We start from the raw sequence: 20621 nt of genomic DNA on the forward strand, positions 1-20621 counted from the left end.
CAATCCCTTTTCTCCCGCCTTAAAATGATTATCATTCTTGAGAAAACCTGTCTCTTGTTTTTCTTGGAATAATTTATTCTTTGGAAGTCCCTTATAAAGGGGATTGAACTAGATTTCCGTTTTCCCCCCTTTATAAGGGGGGATTAAGGGGGGTAATTTGACTTGTATATACACGTAATTTTCTCAATAATTTTATCTAAACTTCATATTTTGACTAAATTCAATAAGCAAAATCCGCAATTACTTTCTCAAAAGAAGCTTTTACTTTCTCAAACCCCAGTTTGCTTTCTCATTTTGGTGTTTTCCGCAAGTAAAAGGAGCTTTGACTTACTCAAACCCCAGTTTGCTTTCTCATTTCGGTATTTTCCGCAAGTAAAAGGAGCTTTGACTTACTCAAACCCCAGTTTGCTTTCTCATTTCGGTATTTTCCGCAAGTAAAATAAGCTTTTGCTTTCTCAAAATGCCATTTGACTTACTCAAACCCCAGTTCGCTTTCTGATTTTGGTTTTTTTTGCAAATAAAATGCCATTTCGCTTTTTTAAAATGGTTGATTTATCAGAAAATGTCTGAGAAGTATTAAATATTTGTCGATTGTCCCTAACTCCCCTTAAAAAGCGTGTATACACAAGTCAAATTACCCCCCTTAATCCTCCCTTGGAAAGGGGGGAAATAAGAAATCCAGTTCCCTCCCCAATACATACGGGGAGGGTTAGGGTGGGGTAATTCGACTTGTGACTAATTAGCCCTAATAGAATTAACCAAAATGCTGAATAATTGCCTCGGCAAATTCAGAACATTTTAAGGGTTCAACTGGCGGTTCTAGCAACCGGGCTAAATCGTAGGTGACTTGACTATTTGCGATCGCATCGCTTAAACCTTTCTTAACTAAGTCTGCGGCTTCTTGCCAACCCATAAATTCCAGCATCATCACACCAGACAAAATCACTGAACCAGGATTAATCCGATCTAAACCAGCGTGTTTGGGTGCTGTACCGTGGGTGGCTTCAAAGATGGCACTAGAATCACCAATATTTGCCCCTGGCCCCATTCCCAATCCTCCAACAATCGCAGCGGCGGCATCAGACAAATAATCGCCGTTCAAGTTCATCGTCGCCAAAATCGAATACTCATCCGGTCTGGTTTGGATTTGTTGAAAAATACTGTCAGCAATTCGGTCATTCACCAAAACTTTTTCTTTCCATTTGCCATCGCCGTGGGTTGCCCAAATTGTGTTAAGAACAGTTTCAACTTCCTTGACAATTTGCGCTTTCTTCTCTTCGGTGAGACTATCAAACCCAGGATCAATCTCGTGGGCGTTTTCTTCCAAGGAAATATTCGGATTTTTTTCCTTGTTGCTCAAAATCCAAGATTCCCGTTCTGTGACAGTTTCTTGGCGAAATTCGCTGGTTGCTAATTCATAACCCCAATCGCGGAAAGCGCCTTCGGTGTACTTCATGATGTTGCCCTTATGCACCAAAGTCACTTGTTGCTTGTGTTTGGGCAATAGCAAAGCGTGTTTGATAGCGCGTCTAACTAAACGCTGGGAGCCAGTTTTGCTGATGGGTTTGATGCCAATACCAGAATCAAGAGGAATGCGTTTTTTCCCATGTTCTGGGGTGGCGGGGATCAGTTCTTCATTAAGAATTTTAATTAAGCGATCGCCGATTTCGCTACCTTGTCGCCACTCAATGCCTAAATAAATATCTTCCGTATTCTCCCGATAAACAATTACATCTAGCTTTTCGGGATTTTTGTGGGGTGAGGGCGTACCTGCATAGTAACGGCAAGGACGCACGCAGGCATACAAGTCAAAAATTTGTCGCAGCGCTACATTTAAAGAACGAATTCCCCCCCCGATGGGAGTAGTCAAAGGCCCTTTAATAGCTACACCATATTCTTCAATTGCTGTCAGAGTGTCTTGAGGTAAATACTGGTATGTGCCGTATAAATCGCAGGCTTCATCCCCAGCGTAAACCTTGAACCAACTAATTTGACGCTGGCCCTTATATGCTTTGGCTACCGCAGCATCTAGAACCTTTTGAGTAGCAGGCCAGATATCTATACCTGTACCATCGCCGCGAATAAAGGGGATAATTGGATTGTCCGGTACGATTGGTTCACCATTTTTGAAGGTGATTTTTGCTCCGGCTGCGGGGGGGGTAATCTTTTCGTACATCGTTCACACACTCCTAATCGATACGCTGCTAGTAAAAAAAACCTTATGTGGCAGGCTTGTATATTTTGCTATGTCTTTTGTTCACCAAGCCATAAGGCGCAGATTTTCCCCCTATTCCCCTTGTACCTTATTTGGGGATTAAGTGTGGGATTCAGTGAAGCGATCGCAATTTTGTACGATCAAAAATAGTAAACTACTTTTCGCTATCAGTGCTTCACTTTGGAGGAGCTAGATAGCTTACCGCTCTTTCACTGACCGCTAAAACAAGAATGGCATGACAGACCCAATGATTTTATCAGGCCCTGCAAATGACATCGACTCCCTCCGACGACCGTTAATCGCTGGGTCTGAAAAAGTCCAACAACAGATAATCCCACAATTAGCTGAGTTGGGTAATGAGGGATTAGACGTGTTGATGGAATTTTTACTGAAACGGCGTGAGAACCCAGCTACTTGGGTTGATGGCAAAGCTTACCAAGTCCTCTACAACTCTGATGCATCTCAAGTCAAAGAATTTCTGCGCTCCTGCTTTCCTGAGGGAATTGTACCTCTAAAATCAGAGTGCGGGATTAACTACAATTCTTTGCAACAGCTACTTGCTGTTCAAGACTTCCAAGCAGCCGATCGCGTCACCATTGAAAAAATGTGTGAACTATCAGGGCCAACGGCTGTACAACGAAAATGGTTGTACTTTACTGAGGTAGAAAAGACCTCGGCTGTTGACTTGGAAACCATTAACAACCTCTGGTTAGTCCACTCGGAAGGGAAATTTGGTTTTTCAGTACAGCGAGAAATCTGGTTAAGTTTGGGTAGAAACTGGGAGAACTTCTGGCCAAAAATTGGCTGGAAAGCAGGTAATAACTGGACGCGATACCCTAACGAGTTTACCTGGGATTTGAGTGCGCCTAGAGGTCACTTACCCCTTTCTAATCAACTTCGGGGAGTAAGAGTATTTGCTTCTTTACTCTCTCACCCTGCTTGGTCGAAGAATCCAGAAAAATGATTTTGAGCCTACGTACAAATAGATTATGATCAATCCCACGAAGCGAGAATTCTACGTCATCATTGAACGGGATGAAGATGGTTATTATGTCGGAGAAGTCCCTCAGCTAAAAGCCTGTTACAGGCAGGGAGAAACAATTGATGAGTTGATGGCTAATATGAAAGAAGTAATTGAACTTTGTTTAGAAACAAAAACTGAAGAAGAAATACGAATTTATAGGTTTTTAAAAGGTGGTAATTTAATAATTCCATGAAGTTTGAGTAGGACGAAAACAAAGCGGCAAGAAATCTTTTAAAACATCAGGTTTCCTTTGAAGAAGCTAAAACTGTTTTCGACGATCCGCTCTATGTTGACTTCTACGATCCAGACCACTCTAATAATGAGGAGCGTTACCTTATTATTGGAGAATCAAGTCGGGGGCGCTTACTTATCATGTCGTATACAGATAGAGGAAATTCGATTCGTCTCATTAGTGCAAGAGAAGTAACACGATCCGAGCGAGAAGCATATAAAGAAGGGTAAGCCAGAAATGGAAGACGAACTGCGATCGGAGTATGACTTAAAAAGTTTAAGGGTCAAAAAGTTCGGCCCTGAACGAAAGAGCTTTGGTAAGACAACAATTGGTTTAGAACCTGATGTTGCAGAGGTTTTTCCTAATGCCGATGCCGTCAATGAGGCTTTAAGATTTCTGATTAGAATTGTGCAGAACAACGAAGTTTCTGCACTTACAAAGCAGCCTCACAGTTCCTCGGAGGGGGCGGACAAAAGCCCCTAGTACCTGAGTTGGAAGTGCCGCAGATCCCAAACTCAAAATATCAAATCAGATAATGGCAAACGTTCGTCTAGAAGATATTAAGCGTAGATTTAATAATGTCACCGCGATCGAGGACATTACCTTTGAAATTCCTGATGGCGAGTTTTGGGTTTTAGTGGGGCCATCGGGTTGTGGTAAATCTACAATTTTGCGAACGATCGCAGGTTTAGAAACCGCTACATCTGGCAAACTTTATATTGGCGATCGCTTGGTGAATAATATCCCAGCCAGACAACGGGATGTAGCAATGGTGTTCCAAAACTACGCTCTCTATCCTCACATGAGTGTGGCAGAAAACATCGGCTTTGGCTTGCAAATGCGGAAAGTTGACCGGAAAATCATTCAAGAACGGGTGATGAATGTGGCGCGATCGCTTTCTCTAGATCACTTGCTGGATCGCAAACCGAAACAACTTTCCGGGGGACAGCAACAACGGGTAGCATTAGGGAGAGCGATCGCTCGTGAACCACAAGTGTTTTTACTTGATGAACCTTTATCTAATTTAGATGCCCAATTGCGCGATGATACAAGGGCTGAATTGAAACAGTTACATCAAGAATTAGGCATTACAACTATTTACGTCACCCACGATCAAGTTGAAGCGATGACTTTAGCTGATAAAATTGTCGTGCTAAATCGTGGGCGGATTCAACAAATCGGCGCTCCCCAAACTATTTATGCAAGTCCTGCTAATCAGATGGTGGCAAGTTTTTTAGGTAGCCCAGCAATGAATATTTTGCCTGCAATCTATGAAAATAACGGTTTTGATGTGAGTGGACAGCTATTAACGATTCCAGCAGTTGTGAAGGAAAAATTACAGTTGCGTCAGGGAGACAGTTATGATTTGGGGATTCGTCCAGAGCATATTTTTATTAAGGAACAGCCCAGCCGCCAAGAAGCAAATGAGAGTCAACTGATTGTGGAAGTTAAGGTTGTGGAACCTTTGGGAAGGGAAACTTTGATTCGCGCTGCTTTACCTGGTTCGTCGGTGGTGTTGAATATTCAGGTGGGCGGGGATGTGCGTCTGCGTCCAGGCGATCGCCTTTCTCTACAACTCGATTTAAATCAATTGTTTGTATTTGATCCCAAAACTGGGGACAGAATATTATAAGCGCTTCGGAGTGTAAAATATAATTGTTTTGTGTGCGATCGCTGTAATTCGTGGCGAGGGATAGGTTAGCGATCGCATCCAGAATCATCACCACACCGCCGTTAATCCAATTTTTGACCGTAACTCTGACCTTGCCCTTGCGTCGTGCGATGCCTGCGGCGGGCATCGCCATCGCGGCCATTTGTTAACCCAATAGCGAAAATTTGGTGTATCTCTTGCTGAGTAAGAACTTGGCGCGTCCATGCCGATTTACTTTCACCTTTGGCCGCTACACCCCGTTGCGCCTCTTGTGACGACGGGGTTTATTTTTGGTGGTTGGTTGCGAACCTATGATTAGTTGTAAAAAAAGAGTTTAAGTAAAAATACTTAACTTTTTGAATATTAGTACTTAATATTACAATTCTTAAAAAAAGTTTCTTAAACTGCCAGAAATAATTGCCAATTTTTTATACCCAAAATCTAAGAAAATAAAAACTGCAATAGAGACTTAATGGATTCGCTGCAAAAACTTATATGACTATTAATCGACGCCATTTCTTGTTTTTACTCACATCAGGTGCGGGTGCTTTTGCATTAGATGCTTGTGCATTGGCAGAGAAATCTCCTCAGGGAAACACTGCAACACCAAATACAACAGCAAATACAACACCAAATACAACCGCCAATACAAAAGGGGCTATCCAACTACCGCCTTTACCTTACGCCTACGAAGCGCTGGAACCACACATTGATGCCAAAACGATGCAATTTCACCACGATAAACACCACGCAACTTATGTGAAAAACCTGAATGCAGCGTTAGCCAAACATCCAGAACTCAAAGGTAAAAGTGTTGAAGAACTGTTGCAGAAACTTGACTCTGTACCACAAGATATTCGCAAAACAGTACGCAATAATGGCGGTGGTCATGTGAACCACTCAATGTTCTGGCAAATTATGAAGCCGAAAGGTGGGGGAGAACCAACAGGAAATATAGCCTCCGCGATTAATCAAAATTTTGGCTCTTTTGCAGCTTTCAAAAAACAGTTTAACGAAGCTGGTGCTGGTCGTTTTGGTAGTGGTTGGGTTTGGCTAGTACATAATAAAGGTGGCAAGTTGGAAGTGGCCACTACAGCTAATCAAGATAGTCCCTTAAGTGCAGGTAAATATCCCATCTTGGGTAATGACGTATGGGAACATGCATATTATCTCAATTACCAAAATCGCCGCGCCGATTACTTAGATGCTTGGTGGAACGTGGTTAATTGGGATGAGATTAACAAGCGGTTTGCAGCAGCAACTAAACTTGCCTGAAAACAGACAATATTTTAGAGTTATAAGCCCTTAAGAACTGGCAACAGAAACAATATTCTGCTGCCATCTTTTTAGACGTAATAAGCTCATCTTCATTCATTTTTTCAAAATGATTCGCCAGAAAGCCTCTGCTCATAACTCCTCTCATCTTAAGAAGTGGCGTTACACCTATCGTACTAAATTACTTATGAAAAGCAAAAGCTATATAAGATTAAAACTTAAGCTTTTGTCATGACAACGCATAAAGCTTAAAATAATTTTCTCAAATGTGCAATTTGAATAACAACATTTTTGAGTCATTTTGATTATAAGGAGTATATTCTCGTGAAGATTGGTTGCAAATTATTCATGCTTGCTTTAACTGTTCCATTATTTCTTGGAATTTTAAATTATAAAGCACAAGCTCAAGTTACTACTAAAAAATTAGGTGTAACTGGTGATATTCCCGTTCCCGGTAATTATGATAAGGATGGTAGAACTGATATTGCAGTATGGCGGCCAAGTAATGGTACTTGGTATGTAATTAAAAGTTCTACAGGTCAAACAGTTACTAGGAAATGGGGTATAAATGGCGATATTCCCGTTACTGGCGATTATGATGGTGATAGGATAACTGATATTGCAGTATGGCGGCCAAGTAATCACACTTGGTATGTAATTAACAGTTCTACAGGTCAAGTAGTTACTAAACAATTGGGCATAGATGGCGATATTCCTGTTCCCGGCAGTTATGATAATGATGGTAAAACTGATTTTGCAGTATGGCGCCCCAGTAATGGTACTTGGTATGTAATTAACAGTTCTACAGGTCAAACAGTTACTAAAAAATGGGGTGTAAATGGCGATATTCCCATTCTCGGCGATTATGATTATGATAGTAGAACTGATTTTGCAGTATGGCGACCCAGTAATGGTACTTGGTATGTAATTAATAGTTATACGGGTCAAGTAGTTATTAGAAAATTGGGCGTAATGGGTGATGTTCCTGCCCCTGGTAAATACGATGATGATGCTAGAGCTGATTTTGCAGTATGGCGACCAAGTAATGGTACTTGGTACATAATTAACAGTTCTACAGGTAAAGTAGTTACTAGAAAATTGGGCGTAAATGGTGATATTCCTGTCCCTGCCATTTATAATTTTTCTATTAAAAGTGACTTCGCAGTATGGCGACCAAGTAATGGCACTTGGTATATTCTGAGGAATTAGTGCTAGTATTTTGTCTGATTAAGTAGGACGGCGTAAATAATTAAAGGTTTGTAGTGAAGGCTGTTTGCGTTGGCGTAGCCTCTCGTAGAGAAGCGTTCCCGTAAGTAAACCCTCACTACAAACTAATTTCAATATTTTTTACATTAGTTAATATAGGTTGAATTATTCTCATCAGCTTACTTACCCCTCTTCTGTCACTCTCCAGGAGGGCAATTTCTAGAAGCTTTATGAATCAATACAAGCTATCTTATTACAAAAACTTAATTGTTGTATTTATTATTAGGAAAAAATCTTGCCATGCCTGCGGCGGGCGGAGCTATCGCTTCGTATATAAAAGCTCTAGATTTCAGAAATATCAAAAGTTTTCGGAAAGTTGCAGAAGAGAAATAACAATAAGTTACTAAGCAACAAAAATAATATCGCACTAGAAGATTAATTACCAAGGTTTATTTGGGAATCCTATACATAGCCAATGACAATCGTCAAGATGTAAGGAGAGCCAATCTCAGGTGATGTCATCAAATAACACAAATTCTTATGCCAAACACCATCTACCACTACACTTAGTGCTTGTACTTCCCTTCGTTTTGCAAATTTTCGCCGCAGTAGGGCTAACAGGCTATTTATCTCTCCGCAACGGACAACAAGCAGTGAATGATTTAGCCAATCGATTGCAACGTGAAGTTAGCGATCGCATTGACCAGCATTTAGATAGTTACCTGAATACAGCTCGTAAGCTAGCTGAAATTAACGGAGATGCTATTGATTTAAAATTATTAAATACCCAGGATTTAGAGCAGCTAGGGCACTTTTTCTGGAAACAGATGCAGCTTTACAACGTCGGCTACATCAGCTTTGGCTCCAAAACTGGTGAATTTGCTTCTTCTGGAAAGTTTTTTGATGATGGTCGGATCACGGTTAGCGAAATTTCGCAACGACGCAATGGCGATCGCGATGAACATCTCTACAATGCTGATGCTCAAGGTAATCGCGCCAGTTTAGCGATCGCTCGTCAAATTGTCGAAGAAACGCACAATGGTAAGTTAATCTGCAACTCCATTCTGGGTGAGGGGACAGAATTTATTATTAAGATTCCAGTGTCTTAATTGCTACTATTTCAATAACAGATACGAGGAAAAGAAATTATTTTCCCCTATTCCCATCTTTACTCTCAAAGAGGCTTTTGAGTAGGTATACCAACAGCACGAGGAAAATTAGCTGGTGTGGTAGCTAGCTTACGCAAATACACACAGTGGCGGACGCTGTGACTCAGGGGTGTTGTAAATTGCTCGATTGATTCAATCGTGCCACCCAACTGCTTCACAGAATTCTGCAAAGCAGTTGTTTCATCCTCTGTCCAATTACCGCGATAAATTATGGCTAAACCTCCCTGTTTGAGCAGTGGTAAGGTATATTCTGCACAGACAGAAGCTTGACCTACAGCACGGATTAATGCAATATCGTAAGCTAATCGATGCTGCGGGTGATGGCCGATTTCTTCAGCCCTACCAACAAGAGTTTTGGCTTTGGCAAGGGCAAGTTCAGTTAATATATTGTCGATAAAAGAAATTTTTTTCCGAGTGGAATCGAGAAGATTAATTGTGCAATTAGGTACAGTAATTGCTGCTGGAACACCTGGAAAACCCGCACCTGTACCAATATCGATGAGAGCAGGGGAAGCAGGGGAGAAATTTGCCGATAAAAGAGGTACAATTCCTCGCAGAGAATCCCAGAGATGTTTTTCCCAAAACTCTTGGGGGTCAGTGATTCGAGTTAAATTGAGTTGGCGATTACCTTCTAGGATTAACTCATAAAGCCTTTGGAATTGCGCTTGCTGTTGGAGGGTTGGTTGCCAATTGAGAGTTTGCTGCCAGATTTCTGCCATCTCAGGCAATAGGTTTGTCATTTGTCATTTGTCATGAGGCATGGTTGTTCTCCTTGTACCCTTGTTCCCCTGCTATCCTTTCACACGGTTGGTAAAGGTTCTTTAACTTTGGTTTCTAGTGTTTTTGGGTCTACTGATTGTAGTTCACCGTGGTTGAGTGTCCAGCAACGATCTGCGATCGCTAACAGATCCCCAGCATCGTGTGTCACTACCAACAGCGTCCAATCTTGTTTCAGTTTCGCTAATAAATTTACCAGTTGCCGACGCATTGACCAATCTAACCCAGCTGTGGGTTCATCCAATAACAGTAAATTTGGCTGGCGAATCAATTGCACTGCCAAAGCTAAACGTCGTTGCTGACCACCACTCAAAGCATAGGGAGCGGCGGAGAGTGATAAATGCTCTAATCCCACTTCGGTTAGGGTCTGTCTGACTCGTTCTGACCCTAACTCAGGATGTCCTAAACGCAATTCTTCTAAAATTGAACCACCGCAAAAGTGACGCTCTGGAAATTGAAATACCAACCCAGCTAACTGTTGCAGCTGTTCGGCTATCAGTTCTTGTTCCCGCCAAAATAGTGTGCCGCTAGTGGGTTCGGCTAGTCCCGACAAAATTTCTAGTAAGGTACTTTTACCCGAACCACTTGCGCCAATAATCAGACCTAGCTGCTGGGGTGCTAATTCCAAGTTGATCGATTTGAGAATCGCTGTTGGGCACGCTGTCGGGTGATAATTTAGATTTCGGAGATAGAGCATTTGTTAAGATTACCAAAAAGTCAGCAAATTACTGATTAGCTACACTGAAAGCATCTGGAAAATTCAAAGAAAGGATTAACACCTTAATCTAGCAGCAAGAATCATCCACTTTTTCTCCATTGTGGCAGAGTCATCCTTAAAACTTTGGCTCTAACCAGCTTGGGAACATGAAAAAATTACCAAAGTCAACCTTTATATAAAAAAATTTTGGTTGAAGCAGAGGCAAGCTAAAATTAACCATTTTTTGCATTCTAAGTAACACATACAACTATTTCAACCGCAAATATTCTGAGGGTTAAAATGACTAAAAGGTTTTCTTCGCCTCAATTAGTAGTGTCTGCTAGACTCACTAAGCTTGCTCAGACTGCTTTTGGCGCTGCGATCGCCTTTGGCGTTGCCCCTTGGGCAATCGCACTTAATCTGTGGGTAAATCCCTCCTTGGCTGGCGATCCATTTCGCAATAGCGAACCTCATCAGATTGGCGACCAAACAGAAGCCGCTTTTAAAGCGATTTTCCAACAGGGCAATTATCCAGCAGCACAGCGTTATCTGGAACAAGCACTATCCAAAGAGCCAAATGAACCTCTAGCTTATGCCATGAGCGCATCTTTAGCATACGGAAATAAGGATTGGGCTAAACTAGATACCTACAGCCAAAAAACTCTAGAAACTGGACAAAAACTGATTTCTAGCGATCCATTGCGTGGTAATTTATACACTGCTGTTGGTCATTTTTTACAGGGAGCAGCAATTATTACCCGTGAGGGTACAGTCAACGGTGTGCCGCAAGCCTTTAGTCGGTTGCGGCAAGTTTATGAATATTTAGACAAAGCTGAAGCAATTTCTGCCAACGATCCAGAACTGAATTTAATCAAGGGTTATATGGATTTATTGTTGGCGGTTAATTTGCCATTTGCTAGCCCAGATCAGGCAATTGGACGCTTAGAACAAAATGCTTCTCCTAGCTATCTAGTAGATCGGGGTATTGCTCTTGCTTACCGAGATTTAAAACGGTATCCACAGGCGCTAGAGTATGTCAACCGGGCGATCAAAACGACATCTGATAATCCAGAAATTTTTTATCTTAAAGCCCAAATACTGAAACAACTGGGGCAAAGAGAAAAAAGCCAACAGATGATCCAGGAAGCGATCGCTAATTTTGACAAAGCACTGACTAAAAAATCCCAACTCCCAGGCGATTTAGTCAAACAAATTGAACGTGAACGCAGCAGTGCTGTTAGCCTGAAGAATCCTTAGTCCCCATTCCCCACTCCCCACTCCCTACTTTGATATGCTTATTTGCAGAAGAGTAATTGAGATACTAGACCAAAATGGAGATTCAGTTCCGCGAAATTAATCCTTTTGATATGTGGATTTGGCTGAAATTCAGCACAAATCCTTCTGCGCGTGAAAAGCAGTATGTAGAAGAAGTTTTCAATTCCTGGTTTTATCTGGGTAAATTGGGTGCATTTAATGCAGAAAATCTTCAGGTGCAGGACACTGGACTCGATATCAGCTACATGAATTATGACGAACAAGGCTATGACAAAAGCCTACTAGCACTGATGCACAACATTGGTGAGTTTGAATATGAGGGTCAGTGGGGACGTTGTTGGTTTGACTTAGGAACTAGTGATGCGATCGCATTGGATATTTTAATTAACGCCCTCACCCAGCTAAGTCAGGAATATGTCACCATTGAAGAATTGTACATCGGTGGCGAAAATCCAGATTGGCCTATTGAGGGTAGCGAAAGCCGTCCTCAGTCTATTTACGATAATTAGTTACCAAAATGAATAAAGCAGGCGAAATTCGGGTAATAGCCTTGGGGTTAATTCGGGATGGCGAACGCATATTTCTTTCTGAAGGCTACGATCCCGTAAAGCAAGAAACATTTTATCGGGCTCTAGGGGGTGGTGTTGAATTTGGTGAAACCAGCCACGCCGCCTTAGAACGAGAGTTTCAAGAGGAAATTCAGGCAGATTTAACAAATATTAAATATTTGGGTTGTATAGAAAACCTGTTTACATTTAATGGTAGGCAAGGTCATGAAATTATTCAGCTTTATCAATGTGACTTTGCTGATTCAAAATTTTATCAACTAGAAAGTTTAGTTTTTTCAGAATCACAAACTCATAAACATAGAGCGTTATGGATAGATATTTCTCGCTTGAAATGTGGGGAATTTAGATTAGTACCTGAAGTATTTTTTGAATATTTATAAAGAATATGGAAGTTTACTAAGATTACTTTGCTGTTAATTATGTTACTGCACTCAGCAAAGACACAATATACTGGTTGAGACTAACGCCTTCCCGTTCAGAAGTCTCAGCTAAACGTCGATGTAAAGATTTTGGCATCCGTAGTAGTAGTTTACCGCTATAGCTATCGTTACTACTTGGTAAAGGAATATTATCGTCGGCTTCATAAGCTGTCTCAATCCACAATTCCCGCGCCTCATTGAGATTTGCCATTGTTTCTTCAAGAGTTTCGCCTTGGGTAAGACATCCAGGAAAATCTTTAATTTGAGCTACATATCCCCTCTCTGGGTCGGGGTAAAGTGTTACAGGGTACTGAAGATTTAAATAATATTCTAAGGATGGCTTCTCAATCTGTTGGTTCTTCTGGTTCAGTATCTTCATCAATCCACTCTTCTAAATTTAATAGTTCAACTATTTGCTGTACATAAACTCCTTTAACTTTTTGCCCACCTGTTTTGGGTACAATGATGGTTTTACCTTGGGAGCCTCGGAAGCTATGATGGCTACCTTTAGACCTTTTCTCTTCAAACAACCGAAATCTTAAACCCCAGTTGTGCAAACACCTTTGTCGTCTTAATTGATCACCTCTATTTGAGACAGTTCTACAATAAAAGCAAAGACGTTGAGGTTGAATTAACCTAATGGGTGTACCTGAAACAAACCCAAAGATAACAATGCTTTCACCAAGCCTCTACGAAACTGATTTTTACGCTTGGACACAGGAACAAGCAACTTTACTTCGCAATGAGCAGTGGAGTCAGATTGATCTGCAAAATCTGATTGAGGAGATTCAATCTTTGGGTAAACAGCAACGTCAAGAACTGCGGAACCGTCTGAGTGTGTTAATTTGTCATTTACTAAAATGGCAGTACCAGTCAGGGCGTCGTAGCCGTAGCTGGTTAGCAACACTTCGTATTCAACGCTTAGATATTGCTGAACTGCTTGAAGACAATCCTAGCCTCAAACCCTACCTTGAAGAAGCACTTCGCAAAGCCTACCTTAAAGGTGTCGAATTAGCTGTTGGAGAAACAGATTTGCCCAAGCGGACTTTTCCGGTAGAGTGTCCTTACAATTTGATAGAGATTGTGGACTATGATTTCTACCCCGGTGAACCAAGCAAATTACTAGATGAATCCGAGCAGTAATTTGAAATTATGCCTACGCACTTTGCATTTTACTCAAAACGTCGCAGTGGTTGAATATCAATCAAAACGTCGGTATCTAGCAAATACATCAACTTTACTTATTCTCGCTCACGAGTTTGGGCCTCATGGCGTAACTTGCGAGCGTATGCTTGACTATCTGTTATGTCAGGTCTTGAATTGATCACACCTTCGCTCTGCCAATAAGCAACGAGTTCGGCTCCTGTCTTGGGAGGATTTGCTAAAACCTGTCTCACAGAAAGAATCCGAAGAATGTATTCAGAAAGAGGAAGGTTTAGCCGAGAAGCTTCAGTAAAAAGCTCGTTTTCTAGCTCTGGTGGCAAATCAAGATTAATACTCACTCTGGTTATCCTCTGTAGGTTTGGTTCTTAATTCATAGAAACTTGAGCAAAATTTATCAAACAACAGCCGCCTCTGGAATCGCACCCTGCATTCTCCCGAAAGCATCGATCAAATTCTGCAATTGTTGATCTGCTTTAAAAACTCCTAATCCGCGCACCGTCACTTTACCTGGAGAATACACAAAGCGCGTTTTAAGATTATCTGGTAAATTCGCTGCTAACAAGTTCCAAGCCGGTTCCTCCATCGGCGTTTCTAAAACGACGTGCTGCTTTTGTTCTGGTTTAATCCGGCTAAATCCGAGTTTTTTCGCTAGCTGTTTGAGTTCCATGACTCGCAAAAGTTGATTTGCAGGGACAGGTAAACTACCATAGCGATCGCTCCACTCAGCTGCAATCTGTTTTAATTCTGATTTAGATTTAGCTGTAGCCACTGCCCGATAAGCACTCATCTTTTGATCCAAATCGGTGATGTAATCCGCCGGAATAAACGCCGTCAGGTTGAGGTCAATCTGAGTATCCTCCACTTTCGGAATTTCTTGTCCTCGGATTTCCCGAATTGCTTCTTCTAGCATTTCCATGTATAAATCAAAACCGATGGCATCCATTTGACCGGATTGTTCTGCACCTAGCAAGTTACCCACGCCTCTGATTTCCATGTCGCGCATCGCTAGCTGATACCCAGAACCTAACTGAGTAAATTCCTGAATCGCTCGTAATCGTTGCCGTGCTGCATCAGATAATTGCCGTTGCTTTGGATAAAATAACCAAGCATGAGCTTGGATACCTGCACGTCCCACACGACCGCGTAATTGATACAATTGTGCCAATCCAAAACGATGAGCATCTTCAATTAAAATCGTGTTGACTCGCGGAATATCTAAGCCAGATTCAATAATTGTTGTACAAACGAGGATATCTGCATCGCCATTGCTGAAGGTGAGCATGGTTGATTCTAACTCGCTTTCATCCATTTGACCGTGAGCGATCGCAAACCTAGCTCCCGGTAATACTTCTCGTAAATTTGCTGTTGTTTCTTCAATTCCATCCACTCGTGGAACTACATAAAATACCTGTCCACCTCTGTCTAATTCTTGACGAATTGCAGTGCGAATACTTTCGGAATTTATCGGTGATAAATGGGTTTTAATCGGGCGTCTGGTTGGGGGTGGTGTGGTAATCAAACTCATTTCCCGAATTCCCGACAAGGACATATACAAAGTCCGGGGAATGGGAGTGGCGGAGAGGGTAAGCACGTCTACCTGAGTTTTCAGGCTTTTAATTTTTTCTTTCTGATTTACCCCAAATCGCTGTTCTTCATCCACTACCAATAGCCCTAAATCCCGGAATGTCACGCCTTTACCTAAAAGTTGGTGCGTACCAACTACTACATCTAATTCACCCGTTGCCAATCGCTTTTGAATCTCGCGGCGTTCTTCAGCAGACCGAAAGCGGTTGAGCAAACCGACATTTACCGGATAGGGTGCAAAACGTTCTTTGAGTGTATGGTAATGCTGCTGTGTTAAAATAGTCGTTGGCGCAAGGAGTGCCACTTGTTTACCGGCGGTGACTGCTTTAAAAACAGCACGAATCGCCACTTCCGTCTTTCCGAAACCGACATCGCCACAAACTAAGCGATCCATTGGGCGATCGCTTTCCATGTCGCGTTTTACATCTTGTACAGCTTTGAGTTGATCCGTCGTGGGTTGGTAGGGGAAAGAATCTTCTAATTCTTCCTGCCAAGGCATATCACCTGGAAAGCTAAAACCCTGTTGTTGCGATCGCGCTGCATACAGTTTCAACAAGTCCACCGCCAATTTTTTAATCGCTTTGCGGACTTTATTCTTGGTATTTTCCCAAGCTTTACCAGTCATCCGATTAAGTTCTGGTGCTTTATCACCTGCGGCACGAAACCGGGATAAAGCACCTACTTGATCGGCTGCGACTCTGAGTAAACCATCAGCATACTGCACCACCAAATAATCACGAGTTTCGTTATTAATCGTCAAACTTTCCAGCTTGACAAATTTACCAACACCATGATTTCTGTGAACTACATAATCGCCTGGACGCAGCTTATTGGGATCGACTTGTTTAGAAGTAGCTTTGTGACGCTTGCGGATATAGCCGGGAGTCGCCAAGGAATGCTGCCCAAAAAATTCCCGATCTGTGACAATTACTATTCGGTATGTCGGTAGGATAAAACCTTCTAGTTCGGCAAGACCAGAATATTTTAGGGTTATGGGAGTATGGTTGATTTGCAGCTTATCTATCGCTTGGTAGTCGCGGGGATTGGGGATAAACTGAGCCGGACAATCATGTTCTTGCAATAAAGAGACAGAACGCGAAGGTTGAGCAGAAAGCAGCCAGATGGAGAAATTACGAGCGCATTCTTGGCGGATGGTTTCAGCTAGTTTAGCAAACTGGTGCGGCGTGACTGGAACAGATCGGCTGGCAAGATTAATCCCATCATTTTCCTCTGACAGTTCCGATAAATATAAGGTTTTAAATTTGGCAACGTCAGCCAAACACTCATCAAAAGAACGGTGAATTTTCGGCAATGCTAGGGGAATAGATTCTTCCTCATGCCCCATTCTCCACTGTTCCTCAGCATTTTCCACCCAGCGATCGCTATGAGCATGACACTGTTCTGGCTCATCAATGGCAATCAGGGTATTTTCTGATAAGTAGTTTAGCAGGGACGCTGGTTGCTCGAAAGCCAACCCCAAAAAGCGACGACTCCCCTCCAAGAGTGATGACTTCTCAGTGCTAAGTTCTGAGTCAGAATTTAACTCATAACTTATAACTCCTAACTCCGAACTATTCTTCAGTGCCGCCATGACGATGGGAGCAAAGCTAGTGGGGGTAAGAATTAACTGGTCAACTTTATCGAGAGCAGAACGCTGGGTTGCTGGGTCAAATTCCCGGATTTGCTCGATTTCATCGCCAAACCATTCCAGCCGGACTGGAAACTCAGATGAAACTGGGTACACATCAACAATATCGCCCCGTCGGCTCCACTGCCCTTCTGTTTCCACCAGAGGTACTCGTTCGTATCCCAGAATAGTTATTTTCTCACTGAAGGCATTCAAGTCAAATTCCATCCCCCGCTTCAAGGTAAGACAGAATTGCCCAAAAGCTTCTGGTGGTGGTAAGTGTGGTTGCAGCGCCCCTTGAGTCGCCACAATCGCTAAATTTGTCCCTACCCTGCGGGAAGCCGCAGAAGCGTCTATGTCATTTGTCCTTTGTCCTTGGTTTCTTTCTAATGACAACTGACTAATAACTAATGACTCTTGATTTTTGAGCAAATCTGCCAATACCTGCATTTGCCCCCAACTCATCTCAGTTTCCGGGTCAAAAGGTTCGTAGGGAGAAGCCTCGGAGGTGGGGTAAAAATGTACTGTTTGCCATCCCATTGCCTCCAGTTGCGCGTAAACGCGTCCAGCTTCTTCCAGAGTGGCACAAACTACAAACAAATCTTTGCCCATAGCCTGCGCCAATGCCGAAGCCACCAAACCCTTGGGTAGTCGAGGAACGCCATTTAACCGCAATTCGTGTTGTCGGTTTAGCTTAGAAATAAATTCAGTGGTGAGCGGCGATCGCGCTAAGGCACGCACAATAGAAGAAAATGACATAAGTACTATTAGCGGTGGGAGTCTGTGTGGGTCGGAAAATCTTGAGGCAGTTTATGTCAACTATTTTAAAAGTGTTAACAGCCTTCTTATTCTTTCGGTGGAAGAATAATATCCGGCGATTAACAAACTTAAGAACTATAACTATTACTTTGTGTACAGTAAAAGCATTTATAGAAGCACCTTTAATACTAGATACTAGGTACTGAGCTACGTTCGCTCTGATAAGCGGCAATTCTAAACATGTCCTCCATAAATTTTGAAATTTTAATCATTTTGGTGCTAATTATTGCCAACGGCGTGTTTTCTATGTCTGAGATGGCGATTGTCTCGGCCCGGAAAGTTAGGCTACAACAGCTTGCTAATCAAGGAGATGCCAAGGCAAAGGCAGCATTGAAACTAGCTGAATCTCCAAATCATTTTCTGTCAACCGTCCAAGTGGGTATTTCGCTGATTGGTATCCTGACTGGTGCTTTTGGAGGAGCAACAATTGCCAACCGACTGGCAGTCTATGTAAAACTTGTGCCCTTATTAGCACCTTATAGTGAACCGCTATCTTTCGGAATAGTGGTTTTGATCATTACCTATTTCTCACTCATTGTTGGCGAATTGGTACCGAAGCGTTTGGCATTAAACAACCCAGAAAGGATTGCATCGATTGTAGCGATTCCGATGCAAGCCTTGGCGACGATCGCTTCTCCTGTAGTCTTTCTCTTAAGCGCTTCTACAGATTTGATCTTGCGAGTGCTGGGAATTACAGCTTCTACCGAACCGCAAGTCACCGAGGAAGAAATTAAAATTTTAATCGAGCAAGGCACTGAGGCGGGAACCTTTGAGGAAGCTGAACAGGATATGGTAGAGCGAGTCTTTCGTTTAGGCGATCGCGCTGTCAGCTACTTAATGACACCCCGTCCAGATATTGTCTGGCTAGACTTAGATGACACTACCGAAGAAAATCGCCAAAAAATGGTTGATAGTGCCTATTCTCGGTATCCAGTTTGTCAGGGGGGACTTGACAATGTGCTGGGTGTTATGCCTGTTACCGACTTATTAGCTAGAAGTTTCCGAGGAGAAGCGCTAGATTTAACAGTGGGATTGCGGCAACCCGTATTCGTGCCAGAAAGCACCCGTGGTTTGAAAGTTTTGGAATTATTCAAGCAAACGATTACTCACATGGCGCTAGTAGTCGATGAATATGGTGTGATTCAAGGATTAGTCACTCTCAACGACATCATGAGCGAAATCGTGGGTGATGTTCCTTCAACAGATGGGCAAGATCAACCACAAGCTGTGCAACGCGAAGACGGTTCCTGGCTTTTGGATGGGATGTTGCCTGTAGAGGAGTTTTTGGAACTTTTCGGTATGGAAGAGTGGAAATCCGAAGAAAGCGGCAGTTATCAAACCTTAGGTGGTTTTGTGATCACGCATTTAGGCCGTATTCCTGCCGCAGCAGATTATTTTGAATGGCAAAGTATGCGAATTGAAGTGATGGATATGGATGGTAACCGCGTTGATAAGGTGCTAGTTGTACCAAAGGGAAGTAAATCACCGGATACGGCAAAATCTGATTAGTATTGGGCATTGGGCATTGGGAATAGCGCATTGGGCATTAATAATTGTTTACTATTTCCCATTGCCATAGCCAATGCCCTATTTATGCAAATTGTCAAGTCTTTGATAGACGTTGAACGGCCTCACCTGCTAACATTTGATGGGCTTGTGCCAAAACTTGGGGGATTTTATCAGCGTGGGGATTGCGGGTGAGACATTGCCGCAAGTCTAATTCGTCTAGGCGGCCATCAGCTTTGTTGCCAGGAAACCAATGGCTGCCATTACCAAGCAGGTTGTAACGCATTTTGGCATACTCTACTAGATCGTAGGCGATCGCTAAATTTCGCAGCCACAAAATTACCCGAATATTTATCTCACCAGGGGTTTGGTTGAAAGTTGGTAGATTTGTTTCCCAGGATTTTACCCAATCTTCTCCCAAAGTAGCGATCGCTTCTTCTTCTAACCTTGCTAAAATTGGTGGCAAAATCTCTGACGCCCGATCTACTAATTCTAAAGTCTTCAGGTGTTCATCAAAATCTTCTGGTTTTGCTGCTCCCACACTCAGGGTATGTACCTCTTGATGACTCAAACAAAACAAATCATTAAATACCATTGGACTCAAAGGGGCGCAAAGATTTACTAATTTTTGCGGAGGTTCATACAACAAACCTCCTTTATTAGATGGGCTAATAATAAATACCCCCATATCGTGGCGTTTAGCTGCTTCAATTGCTGCCCAATTCCATTGATTAATGTAATACCAGTGCAGATTCACGTAATCAAATAGATTGGTATTAATTGTCTGCACAATCATATCTGTTGATCCGTGTGTAGAAAAGCCAATAAATCTAACTTTTCCCTCTGCTTGCAACTGCTGCGCTACTTCCAAACAGCCACCTGGACGAATGCTGTCATCAAACGACTCAGCATGATTGATACCATGCAACCCTAAAAGATCAACATAATCTAGCTGGAGATTTTGTAATGATTGTTCAAATGTCGCGCGAAATTCTTTCGCATCTGCCTTTGGGCTGACTTTGGTCTGAACAATTAACTTTTCGCGAGGAAACTTGGGCAATATTCTCCCTAATTGCATTTCGGAAGTACCATAACCACGAGCAGTTTCAATATGATTAATCCCAACCTCAACTGCCTTTCTAATAGTTACTTCGAGATTCGCCTGGTTATCAGCAGGAATTTCATTATTGGGAACATCTTCCCATTTGAACTGATATCTCATGCCACCGCAGGAAAACACTGGCATCTGTAATTCTGTGCGTCCAAATCGTCTATATAGCATCAGTAAATTGTGGATTGCTTGCCAACTTAAAATCTAAAAACAACAGCCATTAAAGTCTACAGTGCCACAATAATTAAGGACTTCCGAAAAATAAATTATCCAGTCGGGTGCGTTACGGTGTTATATCATG

Annotated in this window: 21 protein-coding genes and 1 pseudogene; 14 read left to right on the plus strand and 8 right to left on the minus strand. The window is 42.4% G+C overall.

Going from position 1 to position 20621, the window contains the following annotated elements; genetic code table 11:
* Nucleotides 1-754 precede the first annotated feature (754 nt).
* Entirely contained in the window at nt 755-2176 is a 1422-nt protein-coding gene (locus tag V7K25_RS01315) for an NADP-dependent isocitrate dehydrogenase (RefSeq protein ID WP_335154375.1), read from the minus strand.
* A gap of 274 nt (nt 2177-2450) precedes the next feature.
* Between V7K25_RS01315 and V7K25_RS01320 the strand changes: the two genes are divergently transcribed.
* The 9 genes and pseudogenes from V7K25_RS01320 to V7K25_RS01360 all read left to right on the plus strand — a co-directional run bounded on the left by V7K25_RS01320 (nt 2451) and on the right by V7K25_RS01360 (nt 8712).
* Entirely contained in the window at nt 2451-3179 is a 729-nt protein-coding gene (locus V7K25_RS01320) for a GUN4 domain-containing protein (RefSeq protein ID WP_335154377.1), read from the plus strand.
* Nucleotides 3180-3204: 25 nt separating this feature from the next.
* Nucleotides 3205-3432, plus strand: coding sequence for a type II toxin-antitoxin system HicB family antitoxin (locus V7K25_RS01325; protein WP_442948046.1), 228 nt, complete (start codon nt 3205-3207; stop codon nt 3430-3432).
* Between the two features lie 23 nt (nt 3433-3455).
* A pseudogene (locus V7K25_RS01330) lies at nt 3456-3701 on the plus strand (BrnT family toxin); the annotation flags it as partial.
* Between the two features lie 7 nt (nt 3702-3708).
* Entirely contained in the window at nt 3709-3954 is a 246-nt protein-coding gene (locus V7K25_RS01335) for a hypothetical protein (RefSeq protein WP_335154379.1), read from the plus strand.
* A gap of 52 nt (nt 3955-4006) precedes the next feature.
* On the plus strand, nt 4007-5104 hold the full coding sequence (locus V7K25_RS01340) for an ABC transporter ATP-binding protein (protein ID WP_335154381.1): 1098 nt from the start codon (nt 4007-4009) through the stop codon (nt 5102-5104).
* 50 nt (nt 5105-5154) lie between these two features.
* A complete protein-coding gene (locus V7K25_RS01345) occupies nt 5155-5292 on the plus strand; it encodes a hypothetical protein (protein WP_335154383.1) in 138 nt (45 codons plus the stop codon).
* A 325-nt stretch (nt 5293-5617) separates the two neighbouring features.
* Nucleotides 5618-6397: a superoxide dismutase gene (locus tag V7K25_RS01350; RefSeq protein WP_335154385.1), complete on the plus strand. Its 780-nt coding sequence runs from the start codon at nt 5618-5620 to the stop codon at nt 6395-6397.
* Between the two features lie 324 nt (nt 6398-6721).
* On the plus strand, nt 6722-7606 hold the full coding sequence (locus V7K25_RS01355) for an FG-GAP-like repeat-containing protein (protein WP_335154387.1): 885 nt from the start codon (nt 6722-6724) through the stop codon (nt 7604-7606).
* A gap of 512 nt (nt 7607-8118) precedes the next feature.
* On the plus strand, nt 8119-8712 hold the full coding sequence (locus V7K25_RS01360) for a hypothetical protein (protein ID WP_335154389.1): 594 nt from the start codon (nt 8119-8121) through the stop codon (nt 8710-8712).
* A 65-nt stretch (nt 8713-8777) separates the two neighbouring features.
* On the opposite strand, the gene rsmG is transcribed toward V7K25_RS01360, so the two are convergent.
* Nucleotides 8778-9512 carry a 16S rRNA (guanine(527)-N(7))-methyltransferase RsmG gene (rsmG, locus tag V7K25_RS01365; RefSeq protein ID WP_335154391.1) on the minus strand — a complete coding sequence of 245 codons (735 nt, stop codon included), beginning with the start codon at nt 9510-9512 and terminating at the stop codon, nt 8778-8780.
* 59 nt (nt 9513-9571) lie between these two features.
* On the minus strand, nt 9572-10246 hold the full coding sequence (locus V7K25_RS01370; protein WP_335154393.1) for an ABC transporter ATP-binding protein: 675 nt from the start codon (nt 10244-10246) through the stop codon (nt 9572-9574).
* A gap of 300 nt (nt 10247-10546) precedes the next feature.
* Here V7K25_RS01370 and V7K25_RS01375 point away from each other — a divergent pair, with 300 nt between their 5' ends.
* From V7K25_RS01375 to V7K25_RS01385, 3 genes are all read left to right on the plus strand, one after another.
* Complete coding sequence (locus V7K25_RS01375; protein WP_335154395.1) at nt 10547-11503, plus strand: Sll0314/Alr1548 family TPR repeat-containing protein; 957 nt, start codon at nt 10547-10549, stop codon at nt 11501-11503.
* A 74-nt stretch (nt 11504-11577) separates the two neighbouring features.
* Nucleotides 11578-12030: a DUF3531 family protein gene (locus tag V7K25_RS01380; protein ID WP_335154397.1), complete on the plus strand. Its 453-nt coding sequence runs from the start codon at nt 11578-11580 to the stop codon at nt 12028-12030.
* A gap of 8 nt (nt 12031-12038) precedes the next feature.
* Nucleotides 12039-12470: an NUDIX hydrolase gene (locus V7K25_RS01385; protein ID WP_335154399.1), complete on the plus strand. Its 432-nt coding sequence runs from the start codon at nt 12039-12041 to the stop codon at nt 12468-12470.
* Between the two features lie 37 nt (nt 12471-12507).
* On the opposite strand, the gene V7K25_RS01390 is transcribed toward V7K25_RS01385, so the two are convergent.
* The gene (locus tag V7K25_RS01390) at nt 12508-12888 is read right to left on the minus strand and encodes a type II toxin-antitoxin system HicB family antitoxin (protein WP_335154401.1); all 381 of its coding nucleotides are present in this window, start codon (nt 12886-12888) and stop codon (nt 12508-12510) included.
* On the minus strand, nt 12854-13066 hold the full coding sequence (locus V7K25_RS01395; RefSeq protein WP_335154403.1) for a type II toxin-antitoxin system HicA family toxin: 213 nt from the start codon (nt 13064-13066) through the stop codon (nt 12854-12856). Before V7K25_RS01395 ends, V7K25_RS01390 begins: the two co-directional genes overlap by 35 nt.
* 115 nt (nt 13067-13181) lie before the next feature.
* On the opposite strand from V7K25_RS01395, the gene V7K25_RS01400 reads away from it, so the two are divergent.
* Nucleotides 13182-13652, plus strand: coding sequence for a DUF29 domain-containing protein (locus V7K25_RS01400; RefSeq protein WP_335154405.1), 471 nt, complete (start codon nt 13182-13184; stop codon nt 13650-13652).
* Nucleotides 13653-13750: 98 nt separating this feature from the next.
* Here V7K25_RS01400 and V7K25_RS01405 read toward each other — a convergent pair whose 3' ends face one another.
* Complete coding sequence (locus V7K25_RS01405) at nt 13751-14011, minus strand: hypothetical protein (RefSeq protein ID WP_152589996.1); 261 nt, start codon at nt 14009-14011, stop codon at nt 13751-13753.
* 56 nt (nt 14012-14067) lie between these two features.
* Nucleotides 14068-17643: a transcription-repair coupling factor gene (mfd, locus tag V7K25_RS01410; RefSeq protein WP_335154408.1), complete on the minus strand. Its 3576-nt coding sequence runs from the start codon at nt 17641-17643 to the stop codon at nt 14068-14070.
* Between the two features lie 240 nt (nt 17644-17883).
* Here mfd and V7K25_RS01415 point away from each other — a divergent pair, with 240 nt between their 5' ends.
* Nucleotides 17884-19212, plus strand: coding sequence for a hemolysin family protein (locus V7K25_RS01415; RefSeq protein WP_335154410.1), 1329 nt, complete (start codon nt 17884-17886; stop codon nt 19210-19212).
* A 94-nt stretch (nt 19213-19306) separates the two neighbouring features.
* On the opposite strand, the gene V7K25_RS01420 is transcribed toward V7K25_RS01415, so the two are convergent.
* Entirely contained in the window at nt 19307-20491 is a 1185-nt protein-coding gene (locus V7K25_RS01420; protein ID WP_335154412.1) for an aldo/keto reductase, read from the minus strand.
* Between the last annotated feature and the right edge of the window lie 130 nt (nt 20492-20621).

Origin of the sequence: Nostoc sp., from assembly GCF_036919495.1 — a bacterium.
Taxonomy (GTDB): domain Bacteria; phylum Cyanobacteriota; class Cyanobacteriia; order Cyanobacteriales; family Nostocaceae; genus Nostoc.